We start from the raw sequence: 14,615 nt of genomic DNA, 5'->3' as shown, positions 1-14,615 counted from the left end.
ACACGACTTTCCAGGGAAGGTGCTCTGAGACTTTTTTCTTTCTGTAAACTGATGACAGTATACAGAACAATCCAGAGACACGCAAGCTAATCATTATTACGCTATTTTAAGAGGTCAATAACAGCCTAGGTATGTTTAAAATTATTCTATTAGTTGGTTTCAGTCTTATGATCTTTAACTATATATCCAGGTATAGAGGAGGTTAGTTATGTTCAAGTTCTTTGATACAATTATCGACTTTATATCTACTGTGATTGATTTTGTTGTCGATACTTTTGCTGGTATCGCTTCTATGATCGCAAATTTTTTTAAGTCAATTGGGTTTGTATATGAAATTATGAATGTTTTGCCGGATTTTCTTCTTGCTGTTGTTGGTGTTTTGCTTGCATGCTGCGTGATCCGGTTCATACTCAAGAAAGGAGCTCCAGATGCTTGAATTTGTGAATTGGTTTTTCACTTTTATGGCTTCTTTTGTGGATTTTCTCAGCCGGTGTCAAGTCGTTGGTGATGTCTCCTTGGGTATGTTGCTTTGTTCTGCTGCTCTCTTTCTGATCGTTGGCAGGTTCCTTGTTGGTTATTGGAAAGATAAATCGATTGGGGGTTAAAATGGAAGTTTATACAGTTGATGAAAATGGTTTTATTGTTCCTGAGGAGGTTGTAAATGAAGAGTCTCAAGCAGATGTATTGGAAACTGAGGTCATTTCGGAGACTGGTGAATCAGGTGATGTATTTGATCTTATGGAATCATCCTCAACTGAAGAAATTGTGGAGGAATCGACAGATTCTATTATTCCTTATATGGGTGATGTGTCTGCTTTTGCCCTCTCCGATTCCGATGTTCTTGCTTCCGGTGATGGCAGCTATAGCCTTGATGGTATGGTGATCTTTAATGTTGAGGTTTCCAATTACGGATCATGTCAAGCTGTTTTTACTCCTGAGCAGGCTGATAAAGTCACGATCGAGGCTGGTCAAATTGTAAATTGGTCCTCCAGTGATATCCGGGTGCCTTTATATGTGGGACAAGCTGCTGACCGATCTGCTGTTGATACTTTAAATTTAACAATTTTGGGTCGTGGATCATCAAATTACGCTAATAATTTATATCGATATCGATCTGCTCAATATGTAACCTCTTATTATGTCAATGGCAGCTCTCTTTCTTCTACTACTACTTATGTTGGCATATCTAATGCTGATCAAATTTCGTATTCGAGATCTTATTGGTTAGAGGTGGTTTTTGCGATATGTCTGATTATTATGGCTGTAAACGGTTTAATACGATTTTTAAGGAGGGGTCACCGTGGCTGATTTTATTAATAATCTTGTTGGTGTTACTGTTCCTGAGCCTGTGTTATCAATCTTTTCTTTGGTATTCGTTTTATGTTTCATTATCTTCTTCATAAATGTTTGCCGGAGGTGAGTCTATGTCTGATTTATCGCAGGTCGGTGCTTTTATTTTAAATGTTTTTGTTACTCTTTGGGATTTACTTATAAATAAAGCTGGTTGGCTCGGTATTGCTTTGATTGGATTTGTTGTCATTCGGATCGTCATTTTTGCGGTTAGTTTTTTACTAAGTCACCGTGGAATTGATAATAAATCATAAAGGAGGTTTGTTATGTTAATTGCATCTGAAACTACTGGTATGGGTACTCTGCTTAATATGTTTACGAGTGTTTTTAGCTGGTTTATTACGCAGATCGGTACTCTCGTAACTACTGTGGTTAATAATCCGCTGCTGCTCTTGATGACTGCTGTTTTGATGGTCGGAGCTGCGGTCGGTATGTTTGTCCGTCTTTTAAAGTCTGTATAAGGAGGTGTTTTAATGACTGCTTTGTTATCGACGTTTACTGAGGTTTTCACTTGGTTTATTACTCAGATCACAACTTTGGTATCTACTGTGATCGCAAATCCGCTTCTGCTTTTAATGACTGCTGTGTTGATGGTCGGAGCTGCGGTAGGTATGTTTGTCAGACTTTTAAAGTCTGTATGACAGGAAGGAGGCCGGAGGCCGCTCTCGTTCACGGCGGCCTCCAACGACTGAATGGAATATTTAAGTTATCTTGTGGGGATGATTGATTATGTTGCCAGGTATTTATTTAGTGATACTGTCGGGTTGTGTTTTTTGTGCCTCGGTCTTTTTGGTGCTGCTGTTGGTTTTCTTCGGAAGCTTATGGGATGAGGAGGATGATTTTTGAAAACATTTGCTCTTGTTTTAATTGTTTTGGTTTGTCTGGTTTGTGGTGTTACTCTTTATTTTTATAAACGGTTTCGTAATCCTTATAAGTTATATATGGTCTTTGGTAAAAAAGGAGCTGGGAAGTCTACATATCTTACCATGTTGGCTGTTAAATATGCAAAGTTAGGTCGTCCTGTGTATTCGACTCTCAATGTGCCTTATGCTTATAAGCTTGATCATAATGACATTGGTTTTCGTTCTTTCCCGCCTGAATCTGTATTGCTTATTGATGAGGTAGGTATGATCTGGGATAATCGGAATTTCAAGAATTTTAAGCCGGAGGTGCGTGATTATTTTAAGCTGCAGAGACATTATCGACATACTGTGTATCTGTTTTCTCAGTCTTTTGACATTGATCTTAAACTCAGGACTTTGACGGATCGCATGTATTTGCTTGTTAATCCGCTTGGTTGGTTTACCTATATCCGCAGCATTACCAGGTCGATTACGGTTACTGAGGCCAGCTCGCAAGCTGAATCTCGGATCGCTGATCAGCTGCACTTATCCGGTATTGGTGGATTTTTAACCGGCAGTTCGAAAATTATGCTGATCCCTAAGTATGCGAAGTATTTTGATTCGTTTGTGGTTGATGAGCTTCCTGATCAGGAGGCTCAGAAATGGGAAAATGAGTATCAGGAGTTCCGGAAGCGCTCTCTTACTCATCGCCGGGTGCCCTCTGGGCGGCGATTATGTCGCTCACCCCGTTCCTTTCTTCGTCGTGTTGTGGGGCGGCGAAAATGATGCTGCTGTCTCATCGGCGGCTGTTGATGTGCTTTTTATCGACTCTATCCGGGTCGAAATAACCCCCGGTACAGTAATACGGGGGTAGAAAATTCAGGAGGTCTTTTATGCAAGCTCAATCTTTTGGAAATGATCAGAATATGAAAAATGGTTTATCTGTCTGTTGTGACTGGATAGCTTTTACGCTGCCATATGAATATACTGTAGCTGACGTGGTGGATTTTCTTGGATTTTCTGCTGCAGAGTTTGTTGTTATGCCTGTTGGATCATATGGATATCGAAATTGTAGTAAGTTGGCTGATGGTTCTGTTCGTATTCTTTCCAATGGTACTGAAGAAATGGGTATCCATGTTGATATTCCGTCTAAGGATATTCTTATTGTTTTAAACCGGTTTCACGCTTCCAGGACTGGATCTACTCCTTTTGGTACCGGTTTTAATGTTTCTGATTTTAATCATACCGCTTTCCAGGAATTTTTAAGTCAGATTATCCAGCTTGGTGGTCATTTTACTCGTCTTGATCTTGCTATTGATGATCAGGTTGGATATTTTACTCTTAATGATATTTTTGATCTTTGTGTCGATGCCGCTTTTTCATCTCGGTTTCATTCCTGGTCTTCTGAAAGCTCACACGATAATAATGGAAATGTTATTGGATGGACTTTGTATTTTGGTTCTCGTAAATCTGATACTTTCCTGCGCGTTTATGATAAAAAGCTGGAGCAAAACAGTAAAAATGATGGCAGCTGCCCGCTTATTGAACATGATTGGGTTCGTTGGGAATTGGAGCTTAAAAACGGTCGTGCCAATATAGCTGCAGCTCTCCTTCTTAACGGATCACTGTCTCAGGTTACTTGTGGTATCTTATCAAATTATATAAGATTTATTATTAAAGATGATAATAATAAAACACGCTGCACGACTCTTCCTGCATGGGATGAGTTTATTTCTGATGTTGAAAAGCTTTCTATCTATGTTGCTCCGGTTCCTCTTTCTTTGGACGATACAAAGGCATGGTTAAAAAAGCAAGTATCAAGATCTCTTGCTTTTATTGTTGCTTCTGATGGCGGTGTGCTCGATTTTGTTTATGATCTTTTAAACCTAGGTGTTAATAAATTGTCAGCCCGGCAGCGAATCTTATTGCAGGATTTGATACCTGAATTGTCTTAATTAAATCATATGCTCAGCTGGATCCGTTTTTCCTAGTATAAAATATTCTGTCTTTAAAGTAGTATTGAAAACTACGTTTCATCGTTCTGCCCCCCCCCATCTATTTCTATGGGTCCATTTTCTTTTTCATAGTTTTGTATATACTCTCTTATTATTCTTTCATATTGTTTTGTTATTGTTCTATCTTCTTTTTCTGCTATTGCTTCAACTTTCATTTGTAATCTGTTGTCTATTCTTAATGAAAATGTTTTGTTTTTATATTTTCCAGTCATATTTACCTCTTTTCTTAATAGTTGTCTATTGACATCTATTTCTTTATTTTTTATAATTATTTTAGATATTAATAGATATCTATTGTTATCTATAATAGTTTAACTTTTTATTATAACATTTTTTCATTTGAAAAGAAAGGTGGTTTATTATGAAAGCTGTTTCTGAAGTTATGTTTTTAGGTGTTTCTTCTCGTCAGTCTGGTTCAAAAACTTATTATAATGTTTCTTGTAAAGCTGATGATGGACTTCATTCTTTCGGTACTCGTGAACCGGAAAATTTCAATGGACTTGATGATGGCTGCTATGTAAATCTTGAGCTTAATATTTTTCCTTATCGTGGTCAGATGGTTGTTGTTGCTACCGGTGCTCAGCTTGTTGGAGGTAAATGATGTTTGTCCGGATCACACCTGAACAGGTAACCTTAATTAAAGAACTATGTCTTATTGAAATTGAAAATTGTGCCCGGCATATTGCTGAAAATCAGGCAGCTGCATCAGATGTTCCTTGGGATCGTCGAGGTCGTATCGCTCAACTATACCAGAATCGTGGTGAATGTCTTATTGATTTTCTTGAGCAGCTTGAGCTTATGCGTCGTGTATGATTTCGCAATTTCTCAACTTTAACGAATAAATAGAAACAGACACACAAGAAAACGGATTCATCCAAAAGAAAAAAATTCCGGCACCTTATGCGTCTGTTTTAAATGATCAGCAAAGCTCTTTATTTCATGAGAAATTTTTATGGAAGCTTCTTCCCTGCTGCCTGATAAATCTCATACCATTCGTCTCTAGTCAGAGGCAGATCAGAGCCTTTGCAGGCATCTTTGATCCGTTGAGGATTCATGCTTCCGAGAATCACCTGGAATCTGGCCGGATGACGGGTGATCCAGGCTACAGCCACAGCCGTATTTGTAACCTCATATTTTTCTGCGATGCGGTCGATCACCTCATTTAATTTTCCAAACTTCTCTCGGTCACCAAGGAACGGTCTTGCCACAGAGGAACTCACCGGTCCACTCTGCTGGAATGGCGACCAGGCCTGGATCGTCATATCGTGGAGCCTGGAATATTCTAGAACAGAACCGTCTTTATCATATCCCTGAGGAATATCCATGTTCGCCGCCACGCCGGAATCGATCATGGGACAATGGACAATGCTGAACTGAAGCTGGTTGATTTCCAGCTTATAGGGGATGTATTTCTGTAAAAGATCCACCTGAAGGGGCTTGTGGTTGGAAACGCCGAAATGACGGACCTTGCCCTGGGTACGCAGGCTTTCGAAAGCCGCTGCAACCTCCTCAGGCTCCATAAGAGTGTCCGGACGATGCAAAAGCAGAAAGTCCAGATATTCTGTTCCCAGACGCTTTAATATGCCGTCTGTGGCCTCAATAATGTGTTCCTTGGAAAAATCATAGGCACCGGTCGCACTTTTGATAATGCCGCATTTGCTCTGGATGATCATTTGCTCGCGAACAGACGGCTTTGAAAGAGAAACTGCCTTTCCAAAAATTTCCTCACATTCGCCCCGAAGGCCGGCGCTTCCATACACATCAGCATGATCAAAGAAATTGATGCCTTCGTCCATGGCTGTCCGGATGATGGCCTCTGCTTCCTTTGGCGTTTTTCCCTTCAGCCTCATGCAGCCCATGATCAGATTGGATGCCTGAATTCCGGATTTTCCAACTTCAATATATTTCATGATGCCATTCCCTCCTGTTTCAATAGACTAAAAAACATACTGTAAAACAGTGACCCATATCCTATTATAGAATTATCTTTTTTCTCAGGCAAGCAGAATTTTGAGATAACGCCAAAAGCTTTCCAAAACTTGACTCATATTGTCCGAAATGTTATAGTTAAGTAGGCTGTTGTTTAAGGAGGCAATTGCAGAAAAATTGAATACTGATAAGCGCCATGTCCCTTATTTGTAAGTATTTGTAAGTATTTGTAAGTAAGGGTAACGAGGAGAAGAGAAAATCGAAAATTCGGCGGATGCTCTTCCATGCTCCCTGAGCGTGAATATATTGGCAAATATGCCGGAAACGGCAAAACAAATTCAATATAATCAGGGATCATAATCAGACTTTTACATAATATGGAAATATAAGGAGATTTTTATGTGCGGAATTATTGGATATACAGGACATCTGGATGCCCTGAAGGTTTTGCTGGACGGATTGGAACAGCTGGAATACCGGGGCTATGACAGTGCCGGTATTGCCCTTCTTTCCGGGAAAAATGACGACCGGCTGCTCATCAAAAAAGCCGGACCTGTTTCTACCCTGAAGGATGCCTGTTCCACTCTTAACGTGGAAGCCCACTGCGGCATTGGTCACACCAGATGGGCGACTCACGGAGGCGTCAATGATACCAATGCCCATCCTCATATTGCAGGAAAGGTGACGCTGATCCACAACGGAATTATTGAAAATTACCACAATTTGATTGAACGATTTGACTTCCGCGGCAGCCTGGTTTCAGAAACAGATACAGAGGTTGCTGCCAGAGTTCTCGATTATTATTATGAGGGTGATCCTTATGAGGCAATTGAAAAAACGATCCGGGAAATTACCGGTTCTTATGCATTTTGTATCATGTTTGAGGATATTCCGGATCAGATTTTCTGTGTAAGAAATGTGAGTCCCATGGTTGCTGCCCATATGGAGGACGGTTCTTTTGTGGCGTCGGATGTGACTGCCATCATTCCCTACACGAACCGTTATTTTGTGATTCCTGAGTATCAGATCGTGACTCTGAAAAGGGATGGGATCTTTGTGCAGGATCTGGACGGAAACCAGGTCGAGCCCGAAATTCTTGAGGTCAACTGGAATGTGGAGGCTGCCAAGAAAAACGGTTATCCCCATTATATGCTGAAAGAGATCCATGAGCAGCCGGATGCACTTCATAACACTATTACTCCACGGTTACGGGACGGTCTTCCGGATTTTTCAGACGATGGAATTCCCGATCAGGTATTTGCAGACTGCGATCAGATTGCCATTGTGGCCTGCGGAACCGCCATGTACGCCGGCATGGTGGGCAAGGCGCTTATGGAGCCCCTTCTCAAAATTCCGGTATCGGTGAACATTGCTTCGGAATACCGCTATGAAAGCCCGCTTGTTGATGAAAAGACTCTTGTCATCGTTATCTCCCAGTCCGGAGAGACTATTGATACGCTGGCTGCACTCCGCCTTTCCAAAGAGCGTGGGGCAAAGGTCCTCTCTGTCGTCAACGTAAAAGGTTCCACAATTGCCAGAGAAAGTGATTATGTGTTCTATACCCATGCAGGTCCTGAGATCGCTGTGGCAAGCACAAAGGCTTATATGGTCCAGCTTTCCAGCCTCTATCTCATTGGCTGCCGCATGGCCATGGTCCGAGGGAAGTTTACGGAACAGGAGGCAGCAGCGTTTGTCGATCAGCTGCTCTCTTCCATTCCTGCTGTAGAAAAGATACTGGAGCATAAGTCCCGGATCAAAACAGCTGCCGGTGTTCTTTCCAAGGCAAAGGACGCGTTTTTTGTCGGCCGCGGTCTTGATTACGCGTTTTCGCTGGAAGGTTCCTTAAAACTGAAGGAGATCTCTTACATCCATGCGGAAGCCTATGCTGCCGGTGAACTGAAACATGGCACCATTGCACTGATTGAGGAAAATACTCCGGTCATTGCCGTTGCGACCCAGGATCATATTTACGGAAAAACCATTTCCAATATCCGCGAGGTGCGGGCAAGAGGCGCCTTTGTGATCCTGATCACCAAAAAGGGAGCAGAGATTCCGGAAGGAATCTGCGATATTCATTTTGAAGTGCCTGTTTCCGATGATCGGTTTGCGGTGTTTCCTGTGGCAGTGATCCTTCAGCTGCTGGCATATTATACCTCGGATCTGAAAGGACTCAATGTGGATAAGCCCAGGAATCTGGCAAAGTCTGTAACGGTCGAATAAACGATCTGACAGAATCGATAAAACAAATCAGTGCCGCCTCCGAATGTGGAAGCGGCACCGATTATTTTTACTCATTAATCTTATTCGATTTGTCCTGCTTTACGTTTCATTTCAACGAAATTGAGAATCACATCCACAGCTCCGTCAAAGCCCACTGCGCTTCGGTTGATGCACAGATCATAGCATTTGGCACTGCCCCACTTTTTGTTGGTGTAATAATTATAATAGGAGGCGCGTTTTTTATCTGTTTTTGTGATAAAGTCCTTGATCTTGGAAGGCTCAATGTGATAATGCTCTTTTAAATATTCTACCTTGTCATCGTAGGAAGCCGTGGTAAAGACAGATACCACATTGGGATATTCCGCCAGAGCATAATCCGCACACCGTCCAACGATCACGCAGGATTCCTCCTCCGCCAGCTTCTTGATCGTATCAAACTGAGCAAGAAAGACCTTTTGATTCAGAGGCATATCCAAAAATCCGGATGGATTATAGCTCATGGAATATGTGTCCATAACCAGGGAATATAAAAAACTGTTGGTAGGCTTTTCATCATGATGCTCAAATATTTCTTCACAAAGTCCACTGTTTTTCGCAGAGAGGGCAAGCAGCTCTTTGTCATAACACTTGACTCCCAGCCGTTCTGCAAGCTTCTGTCCGATGAATCTTCCGCCGCTGCCACATTCTCTTCCGATAGTGATAATCAGATTTCCATGCATAATCTTCAGCTCCTTTCCTCTTCTGATTATATATATTATACTATATTTATCAAAAAAAGTACAGTTATATATGCAATTTTACCAAAAGTTTTTGAAAATACTCCGGAAGAGGCGCCTCAAATTCCATATACTTACCATTTCGGGGATGAATGAAACCAAGAACCTTCGCGTGAAGAGCCTGACCTTCTATTGGAAAAGCAGGCTTTGCAGGACCGTAAACCGTATCTCCCAGAAGAGGATGACGGATGGATGCCATATGGACGCGGATCTGATGGGTCCGTCCTGTTTCCAGCCGGCACTCCACATAGGTGAATTTTTTCAGCTGCTCCAGAATATGATAATGGGTCACAGCATCCTTACCGTTTTTGTAATTGACTGCCATTTTCATTCTGTCGTTGGGATTCCTTCCGATGGGAGCATCCACAGTTCCGTCACAGGCAAGCTCACCATGGACAATAGCATGATACCGTCTGGTTATGGAATGAACCTTTAGCTGCTCCGCAATGGCAGCATGAGAAAAATCATTTTTGCACACGAGAAGAAGGCCTGTCGTATCACGGTCGATCCGATGAACAATACCGGGGCGAAGAACACCGTTGATGCCGGAAAGATTCCCGCGGCAGTGATAAAGAAGGCCGTTGACCAGGGTATGGGTCTCGTGACCGGCAGCCGGATGGACCACTAGTCCCTTTGGTTTATTGACCACCAAAAGGTCATCGTCCTCATAGACGATATTCAGGTCCATTTGCTCAGCTTCCACGGAGAGTTCCTTCGGCTCCGGTACGGATATGGCAATTTCATTTCCCTCCTGAAGCCTGTAATTGCTCTTTACAGGCTTTTTATCCACGAGGACCTGTCCTTCTTCAATGAGGCGCTGTAAATAGCTTCTGGAGGGCAATTCAGGCCTTTCAGACAGATATTTATCCAGTCGTACTCCGGCGTCCTTAGCCTCTGCCCGGAAGGAAAAGGCCGTCATGGTTTCTTCTCCTCTTCTGTCTGTCCGGCAGCGTCTTTTTTCTTTTTCAGAAAACCGGGGACAAAGGCAGCAAGTTCCTCATCCTTATAATAAAACAGAAAGATCAACACAAAAACAATTCCCGCAACGACTACATAGCAGTCCGCCACGTTAAAAATCGGAAAATTGATGAGGCAGAAGGAAAAAAAGTCAATGACATATCCATTTACAAACCGGTCAATGAGATTTCCCACAGCACCGGCAGCCAGGACCGTGAGAACTGCCCTAAGAAGACTGTATCTCCTGGTGAGAGGAGCCTTCAGGAACGCATACACGATCAACGCGAGGATCAGAATTGTTCCCGCCAGGAAAAGCCATCTTCCTCCGGCCAGAAGTCCCCATGCCATTCCGGTGTTTTCCAGATAGGTCAGCTCAAAAACTCCGTCCAGAATTACAAAGGAAGCCTTTCCCTTCAGATTTACGGAAGCCAGATGCTTGGTCCACTGGTCGAAAAAAATCAAAGCCAGTGAAAGGATGAGATAACAAAGGCATACTGCTGTTTTCTTTTTAGTCTGTATCGTTTTATTCATATGATCTCCACACAATCCATTGATAATCCGTCAGACGTTTCCTGACAGATAAGAAAGCGCCCCTTCCATTTCCCGGGCAGTCACGGTTTTATCGATATACGCTTCTCCGATCCGTTTCAGCAGGATAAATCTGATCACGCCGGAATCCATTTTTTTGTCATGTCTGGCCGCCTCCAGGATCCGCTCCGGAGAGAATCCGGAAACTCTTGTCGGAAGATCGAAAAAGCGGAGAAGCTCTTCCAGATGACTTAGTTCTTCTGCCGAAATCAGTCCTCTTTTCATGGAAATCCATGCTGCAGCCGTACATCCCGCACCGACGCAGGCTCCGTGGCTCATGGTAAAATTCATTTCCTTCTCAATGGCATGGCCAAGGGTATGGCCGAAATTTAAGATGGCACGGACGCCTTTCTCTGTCGGATCCTCCTCCACGACGGCTCTTTTGATGAGGCAGCTTCCGCGTACCACTTCCATGAGCGCAGCAGCCTCACGTCTCCCGATATCCTCCCGGTGATCCGAAAGCCACCGGTAATAATTCTCAGAACGGATACAGCCATGCTTGATGACCTCTCCCATACCGGAGGAGAACTGGCCTGCCGGAAGACTTTTCAGTACCGATACGTTGATATAAACAAGCTTCGGCATATAAAAGGCTCCTACCATATTTTTGTAGGAATCAAAATCCACCCCTGTTTTGCCTCCGATGCTGGAATCCACCTGAGAAAGAAGCGTCGTGGGCATCTGGATAAAACGGATCCCTCTCAGATAGGTGGCTGCTGTATAGCCGGTCAGATCGCCGACTACGCCGCCGCCCAGAGCGATCAGCAAGTCGTTCCTGTCGAAGGACTCCCTGATCAAAAACTCATACAGCTTTTTTACTGTATCGAGAGTTTTATTTTCCTCTCCTGCTGGAAAAACAAAGGAAACTGCCTTTGCTGCCAGTTTTGCGTACACCGCTTTTATCTCATCGAGATAAAGTCCGGCCACGTTGCTGTCTGTCACAATACAGACTTTCCGATCTGTAAGAAAAAGTCCGTCCAGGGCGTCCGGAAGGGCACGGAAAGAATCTGTCAGCCATATAGAATATACCGGCTCTTTATCCTGGCAAACCACAAGTTTTTCCGTGTTGTTTGCTGTCATAGAAACCACACTCCTCATTGTATCATTCATATTTTAACCGTATATGCGGATCTTTACCATCAGACGCCCTTTCTTTGTGGATGAAAGGACACCGTCAAAAACAAATTTTCCTGCACCGCGGACTGATATGATGTCACCCTCCCGGGGTACTGCACCATGGGAAACACAAAGCCGTCCATTTACAAAAACCCGTTCCCCATCCAGACAGGAAACGGCAGCTGTCCTGGAGCTTTTCATAAACAGCGCAAGAAGAGAATCCATGCGGAGAGATGCCAGGGACCCGGTAAGCTCCCGATAGGAAACCTGGCCCGTCAGCTCAGAGAAGGGAACGATCCTGCAGATGACAGGATTTCTTTTCACGGAAGTCAGGCTGTTCATGAGAAAGTCGGCCATGTTTTTCGTACACAATACATAGGCATAACCGTCTCCCACCAGGAAATCCCCGATTTTTCCCCGCTCGATCCCCAGATTCAAAACAGCTCCAAGATAATCCCTGTGAGTACAGGGGACCGTAAATTTTCCGGCGGAAGAGCTGATTTTCAGGGGAACTATGGGAAGCCTTTCCCGATCTGCTTCCTCCTCATAAACAGGAAGAAAGCAAACAATCTTCCTCTCCGCTTCCTCATATCCGCCGTCCAGGCGGATGCGGACATGGGAAAACTCCGGCATTTTTGCCAGAAAGACTGTTTGCTCATGCAAATTCAAAAAATCTGTATAAACCGGGATCCCTCTCTGGTAACACAGATCAGCCAGATCCCGGAGATGATTGACAAATAACTGATCATCCTTGTCCATATCCTGCTCCGTCAATTTCCTCCGCCCATCAGATCTTCAAAATCACCGGACAGTTCTACAGACTGAGGAGTTGCAATAAAGATGAAATTGGAGATCTTCTGCAGATTTCCATTTATGGAATAGCAGGCACCTGAGGTAAAATCGATAATCTTCTGAGCAATTTCTGTCGGGATTCCCTCCATGTTTATGACAACCGCGCGGCCGCTCAGCAGGGTATCAACGATTTCACGGGCATCACCGATCGTTCCGGGCTTTACCATGCAGACCTCCATGCCGCCTCTGGTGGCAGAACGCATGGGAACTACATTGCTGGCTGTACGGGGTCTTGTCCTGGATATAGGCTCCATCTCCGGCTCATCATCGGGAACAGCCGCCTTTTTCTCTCTGCGGAAAAAGCTCTTTTTGGGCTGCTCTTCCTCCTCTTCCTCATCATACATATAATCATCTTCATATTCGTAATCGTCTTCGTCATTTAACTTCATGGAATCCAGAAATTTATCGATAAATTTACTCATTTAATGAACCACCTTTCCGCTTTTTCACTCATCTATCATTATCAATGTTTTTTTGAATACTGTCAACTGATAATCCGAATTTTTTCAAAAAATCAGTGTAGAATCGCGTCGTCCGATACACGGTCTCCATGGAGCGCGATCTGGTCATAAGTACGAAGGCTGTAGGACACGTTCTTCTTTGCAATACAGTATTCGCTGTTGTCATCAAGGATCCGGATATATTTAAATACGGCATATCCACGGTTTACATTATAAACACCGGTCAGGACCTCCTTCTGTCCGATCTGATACCGCTCATTGGAATCGGGAAGAAGAAGGTAATCACCTTCCGAAAAATTGTCGATGGACACATAGCAGTTATCCGTGATTTCTTCCCCCGCCGCTTCTGCAGCCTGTTTTTCATCCTCATCGGTGATCCGGAGGATGTCCGCCTCCACAAACTCAGTCGTAACCGTGCCGTCATTGCCATAGGCCTGTTTATAAAACCCCTCGTTCAGACTGTCGCCGCCGGTGGTCAGATATTCCATGGGGATCACAAAGGCTTCCTTTGAAACCAGCGCAGTTTTCGGAATTTTAAGACCGTGGGCCTGGGAATTTTTAACTTCGATTTCCACAAAGCGGTCTCCGGCAAACTGAATCATATATTTTGTCAGATCAATTTTTCCGTAAGATGCCCCGTCTCTGCCCCGAACAATGGAAAAGCCGGCTGTCGCGTCAAGATCTTTACCGGGAAAGTGAACGGCTACGCTTTTCACATCCGTATAATCAGAAAGCTCCTCTTCGGAAAGCGGGATCACAACAGACCAGGAATCGTCTGTGATAACCTTATAGGCGGCACTCCCGCTGCTGATCAGCTCTCCTCCTGTCAGAGAGGTCTTCTGATAATTGTCCTGGGAAAAGATATCAGCAGATACCTGTTCTGCAGTCAGACCCTCCAGGCCATCGATAGAATAAATGACAACTCCGCTTATTTTTGCGTAGCATTTCTGGAAAGAGATGGAGTTTTCCAGTTCTGTAAAAGACGACAGCTCCTGAAGGTTGTTAACATTGATGCATTCCATAAGTCTGGAAGAAAGAGCTGCACTTGCATCATAGACCTCCGAAAAACGGCTGTCTGAATAGGAGGAACTGAAATTTGCAAGAAGCTCCTTCAGTTCCTTTAGGTTTTCATCCGACAGACGGCTTTTATCTCCGGAGGACTGATTCAGATATTCCTTCATGGAACCGTTCTCATCCACAGTGAATACCAGATTTCCGACTGCCGCCTTCTGTTTTTCGCGGAGGTAATAATTGACATATCCCGAATAATCGGAATTAATCACCATCTCCTCCCGGAGGATCACTCCGGTATAATAAGAGGTGTTTGCAATGTCTCCGTCCTGCACCTCGTACATTTTTACCTTCGGCTTGATCATGTACTGAACCAGGACAATAATCAGATATAAAAAGATAACGGCAAATACTGCCATGCCGATATTCAAATTTTTCGGTTTTTTATAACGAATGATTTTTTTTCCTGTTTTTGCCACAAATCTGCTCCCTCAGCCT

Annotated in this window: 19 protein-coding genes; 9 read left to right on the top strand and 10 right to left on the bottom strand. The window is 43.6% G+C overall.

Annotated features, from left to right (window positions below):
* Nucleotides 1-208 precede the first annotated feature (208 nt).
* The 4 genes from QJ036_RS09090 (at nucleotide 209) to QJ036_RS09075 (ending at nucleotide 1,811) form a co-directional block, all read left to right on the top strand.
* Nucleotides 209-436 carry a hypothetical protein gene (locus QJ036_RS09090; protein WP_283231075.1) on the top strand — a complete coding sequence of 76 codons (228 nt, stop codon included), beginning with the start codon at nucleotides 209-211 and terminating at the stop codon, nucleotides 434-436.
* A 170-nt stretch (nucleotides 437-606) separates the two neighbouring features.
* On the top strand, nucleotides 607-1,308 hold the full coding sequence (locus QJ036_RS09085) for a hypothetical protein (protein ID WP_283231074.1): 702 nt from the start codon (nucleotides 607-609) through the stop codon (nucleotides 1,306-1,308).
* A gap of 116 nt (nucleotides 1,309-1,424) precedes the next feature.
* Entirely contained in the window at nucleotides 1,425-1,604 is a 180-nt protein-coding gene (locus tag QJ036_RS09080; RefSeq protein ID WP_283231073.1) for a hypothetical protein, read from the top strand.
* A gap of 12 nt (nucleotides 1,605-1,616) precedes the next feature.
* Nucleotides 1,617-1,811, top strand: a complete 195-nt coding sequence (locus QJ036_RS09075; RefSeq protein WP_283231072.1) for a hypothetical protein — start codon at nucleotides 1,617-1,619, stop codon at nucleotides 1,809-1,811.
* A 62-nt stretch (nucleotides 1,812-1,873) separates the two neighbouring features.
* On the opposite strand, the gene QJ036_RS09070 is transcribed toward QJ036_RS09075, so the two are convergent.
* Complete coding sequence (locus QJ036_RS09070; RefSeq protein WP_283231071.1) at nucleotides 1,874-2,023, bottom strand: hypothetical protein; 150 nt, start codon at nucleotides 2,021-2,023, stop codon at nucleotides 1,874-1,876.
* Nucleotides 2,024-2,192: 169 nt separating this feature from the next.
* Here QJ036_RS09070 and QJ036_RS09065 point away from each other — a divergent pair, with 169 nt between their 5' ends.
* Together QJ036_RS09065 and QJ036_RS09060 are read left to right on the top strand one after the other, a co-directional pair.
* Nucleotides 2,193-2,978, top strand: a complete 786-nt coding sequence (locus QJ036_RS09065; protein WP_283231070.1) for a zonular occludens toxin domain-containing protein — start codon at nucleotides 2,193-2,195, stop codon at nucleotides 2,976-2,978.
* A gap of 107 nt (nucleotides 2,979-3,085) precedes the next feature.
* Nucleotides 3,086-4,147, top strand: coding sequence for a replication initiation factor domain-containing protein (locus QJ036_RS09060; protein WP_283231069.1), 1,062 nt, complete (start codon nucleotides 3,086-3,088; stop codon nucleotides 4,145-4,147).
* Nucleotides 4,148-4,218: 71 nt separating this feature from the next.
* Here QJ036_RS09060 and QJ036_RS09055 read toward each other — a convergent pair whose 3' ends face one another.
* Nucleotides 4,219-4,419, bottom strand: a complete 201-nt coding sequence (locus QJ036_RS09055) for a hypothetical protein (protein WP_283231068.1) — start codon at nucleotides 4,417-4,419, stop codon at nucleotides 4,219-4,221.
* Between the two features lie 149 nt (nucleotides 4,420-4,568).
* Between QJ036_RS09055 and QJ036_RS09050 the strand changes: the two genes are divergently transcribed.
* Nucleotides 4,569-4,808 (top strand): hypothetical protein, encoded by a 240-nt coding sequence (locus QJ036_RS09050; protein ID WP_283231067.1) that lies wholly within the window; start codon nucleotides 4,569-4,571, stop codon nucleotides 4,806-4,808.
* Nucleotides 4,805-5,020, top strand: coding sequence for a hypothetical protein (locus tag QJ036_RS09045; RefSeq protein WP_283231066.1), 216 nt, complete (start codon nucleotides 4,805-4,807; stop codon nucleotides 5,018-5,020). The genes QJ036_RS09050 and QJ036_RS09045 overlap by 4 nt, the downstream gene beginning before the upstream one ends.
* Before the next feature lie 137 nt (nucleotides 5,021-5,157).
* On the opposite strand, the gene QJ036_RS09040 is transcribed toward QJ036_RS09045, so the two are convergent.
* On the bottom strand, nucleotides 5,158-6,117 hold the full coding sequence (locus QJ036_RS09040; RefSeq protein ID WP_283231065.1) for an aldo/keto reductase: 960 nt from the start codon (nucleotides 6,115-6,117) through the stop codon (nucleotides 5,158-5,160).
* Nucleotides 6,118-6,535: 418 nt separating this feature from the next.
* On the opposite strand from QJ036_RS09040, the gene glmS reads away from it, so the two are divergent.
* Nucleotides 6,536-8,356 (top strand): glutamine--fructose-6-phosphate transaminase (isomerizing), encoded by a 1,821-nt coding sequence (glmS, locus tag QJ036_RS09035; RefSeq protein WP_283231064.1) that lies wholly within the window; start codon nucleotides 6,536-6,538, stop codon nucleotides 8,354-8,356.
* An 80-nt stretch (nucleotides 8,357-8,436) separates the two neighbouring features.
* Here the strand turns inward: glmS and QJ036_RS09030 are convergent, their stop codons facing one another.
* The 7 genes from QJ036_RS09030 to QJ036_RS09000 form a co-directional block, all read right to left on the bottom strand.
* A complete protein-coding gene (locus QJ036_RS09030; protein ID WP_283231063.1) occupies nucleotides 8,437-9,075 on the bottom strand; it encodes a cytidylate kinase-like family protein in 639 nt (212 codons plus the stop codon).
* Nucleotides 9,076-9,139: 64 nt separating this feature from the next.
* Nucleotides 9,140-10,051, bottom strand: coding sequence for an RluA family pseudouridine synthase (locus QJ036_RS09025; protein ID WP_283231062.1), 912 nt, complete (start codon nucleotides 10,049-10,051; stop codon nucleotides 9,140-9,142).
* Nucleotides 10,048-10,620, bottom strand: a complete 573-nt coding sequence (lspA, locus tag QJ036_RS09020; RefSeq protein WP_283231061.1) for a signal peptidase II — start codon at nucleotides 10,618-10,620, stop codon at nucleotides 10,048-10,050. The genes QJ036_RS09025 and lspA overlap by 4 nt, the downstream gene beginning before the upstream one ends.
* A 30-nt stretch (nucleotides 10,621-10,650) precedes the next feature.
* Complete coding sequence (gene aroB / locus QJ036_RS09015; RefSeq protein WP_283231060.1) at nucleotides 10,651-11,757, bottom strand: 3-dehydroquinate synthase; 1,107 nt, start codon at nucleotides 11,755-11,757, stop codon at nucleotides 10,651-10,653.
* Between the two features lie 33 nt (nucleotides 11,758-11,790).
* The gene (locus tag QJ036_RS09010) at nucleotides 11,791-12,552 is read right to left on the bottom strand and encodes a YlmH family RNA-binding protein (protein ID WP_283231059.1); all 762 of its coding nucleotides are present in this window, start codon (nucleotides 12,550-12,552) and stop codon (nucleotides 11,791-11,793) included.
* Nucleotides 12,553-12,563: 11 nt separating this feature from the next.
* Entirely contained in the window at nucleotides 12,564-13,067 is a 504-nt protein-coding gene (locus QJ036_RS09005) for a cell division protein SepF (protein ID WP_283231058.1), read from the bottom strand.
* 92 nt (nucleotides 13,068-13,159) lie between these two features.
* The gene (locus tag QJ036_RS09000) at nucleotides 13,160-14,596 is read right to left on the bottom strand and encodes a biotin/lipoyl attachment domain-containing protein (RefSeq protein WP_283231057.1); all 1,437 of its coding nucleotides are present in this window, start codon (nucleotides 14,594-14,596) and stop codon (nucleotides 13,160-13,162) included.
* Between the last annotated feature and the right edge of the window lie 19 nt (nucleotides 14,597-14,615).

Origin of the sequence: Fusibacillus kribbianus, assembly GCF_030053595.1 — a bacterium.
Lineage (GTDB): Bacteria > Bacillota > Clostridia > Lachnospirales > Lachnospiraceae > Lientehia > Lientehia kribbiana.
This window is presented reverse-complemented; position numbering and strand designations above follow the sequence as displayed.

What these genes read in the sequence shown, in the direction of transcription:
- QJ036_RS09030 (WP_283231063.1), bottom strand. Translation starts at nt 9,075, where the DNA reads ATGCATGGAAATCTGATTATCACTATCGGAAGAGAATGTGGCAGCGGC.
- QJ036_RS09085 (WP_283231074.1), top strand. Translation starts at nt 607, where the DNA reads ATGGAAGTTTATACAGTTGATGAAAATGGTTTTATTGTTCCTGAGGAG.
- QJ036_RS09080 (WP_283231073.1), top strand. Translation starts at nt 1,425, where the DNA reads ATGTCTGATTTATCGCAGGTCGGTGCTTTTATTTTAAATGTTTTTGTT.
- QJ036_RS09010 (WP_283231059.1), bottom strand. Translation starts at nt 12,552, where the DNA reads ATGGACAAGGATGATCAGTTATTTGTCAATCATCTCCGGGATCTGGCT.
- glmS (WP_283231064.1), top strand. Translation starts at nt 6,536, where the DNA reads ATGTGCGGAATTATTGGATATACAGGACATCTGGATGCCCTGAAGGTT.
- aroB (WP_283231060.1), bottom strand. Translation starts at nt 11,757, where the DNA reads ATGACAGCAAACAACACGGAAAAACTTGTGGTTTGCCAGGATAAAGAG.
- QJ036_RS09075 (WP_283231072.1), top strand. Translation starts at nt 1,617, where the DNA reads ATGTTAATTGCATCTGAAACTACTGGTATGGGTACTCTGCTTAATATG.
- lspA (WP_283231061.1), bottom strand. Translation starts at nt 10,620, where the DNA reads ATGAATAAAACGATACAGACTAAAAAGAAAACAGCAGTATGCCTTTGT.
- QJ036_RS09090 (WP_283231075.1), top strand. Translation starts at nt 209, where the DNA reads ATGTTCAAGTTCTTTGATACAATTATCGACTTTATATCTACTGTGATT.
- QJ036_RS09055 (WP_283231068.1), bottom strand. Translation starts at nt 4,419, where the DNA reads ATGACTGGAAAATATAAAAACAAAACATTTTCATTAAGAATAGACAAC.
- QJ036_RS09025 (WP_283231062.1), bottom strand. Translation starts at nt 10,051, where the DNA reads ATGACGGCCTTTTCCTTCCGGGCAGAGGCTAAGGACGCCGGAGTACGA.
- QJ036_RS09060 (WP_283231069.1), top strand. Translation starts at nt 3,086, where the DNA reads ATGCAAGCTCAATCTTTTGGAAATGATCAGAATATGAAAAATGGTTTA.
- QJ036_RS09050 (WP_283231067.1), top strand. Translation starts at nt 4,569, where the DNA reads ATGAAAGCTGTTTCTGAAGTTATGTTTTTAGGTGTTTCTTCTCGTCAG.
- QJ036_RS09040 (WP_283231065.1), bottom strand. Translation starts at nt 6,117, where the DNA reads ATGAAATATATTGAAGTTGGAAAATCCGGAATTCAGGCATCCAATCTG.
- QJ036_RS09005 (WP_283231058.1), bottom strand. Translation starts at nt 13,067, where the DNA reads ATGAGTAAATTTATCGATAAATTTCTGGATTCCATGAAGTTAAATGAC.
- QJ036_RS09045 (WP_283231066.1), top strand. Translation starts at nt 4,805, where the DNA reads ATGATGTTTGTCCGGATCACACCTGAACAGGTAACCTTAATTAAAGAA.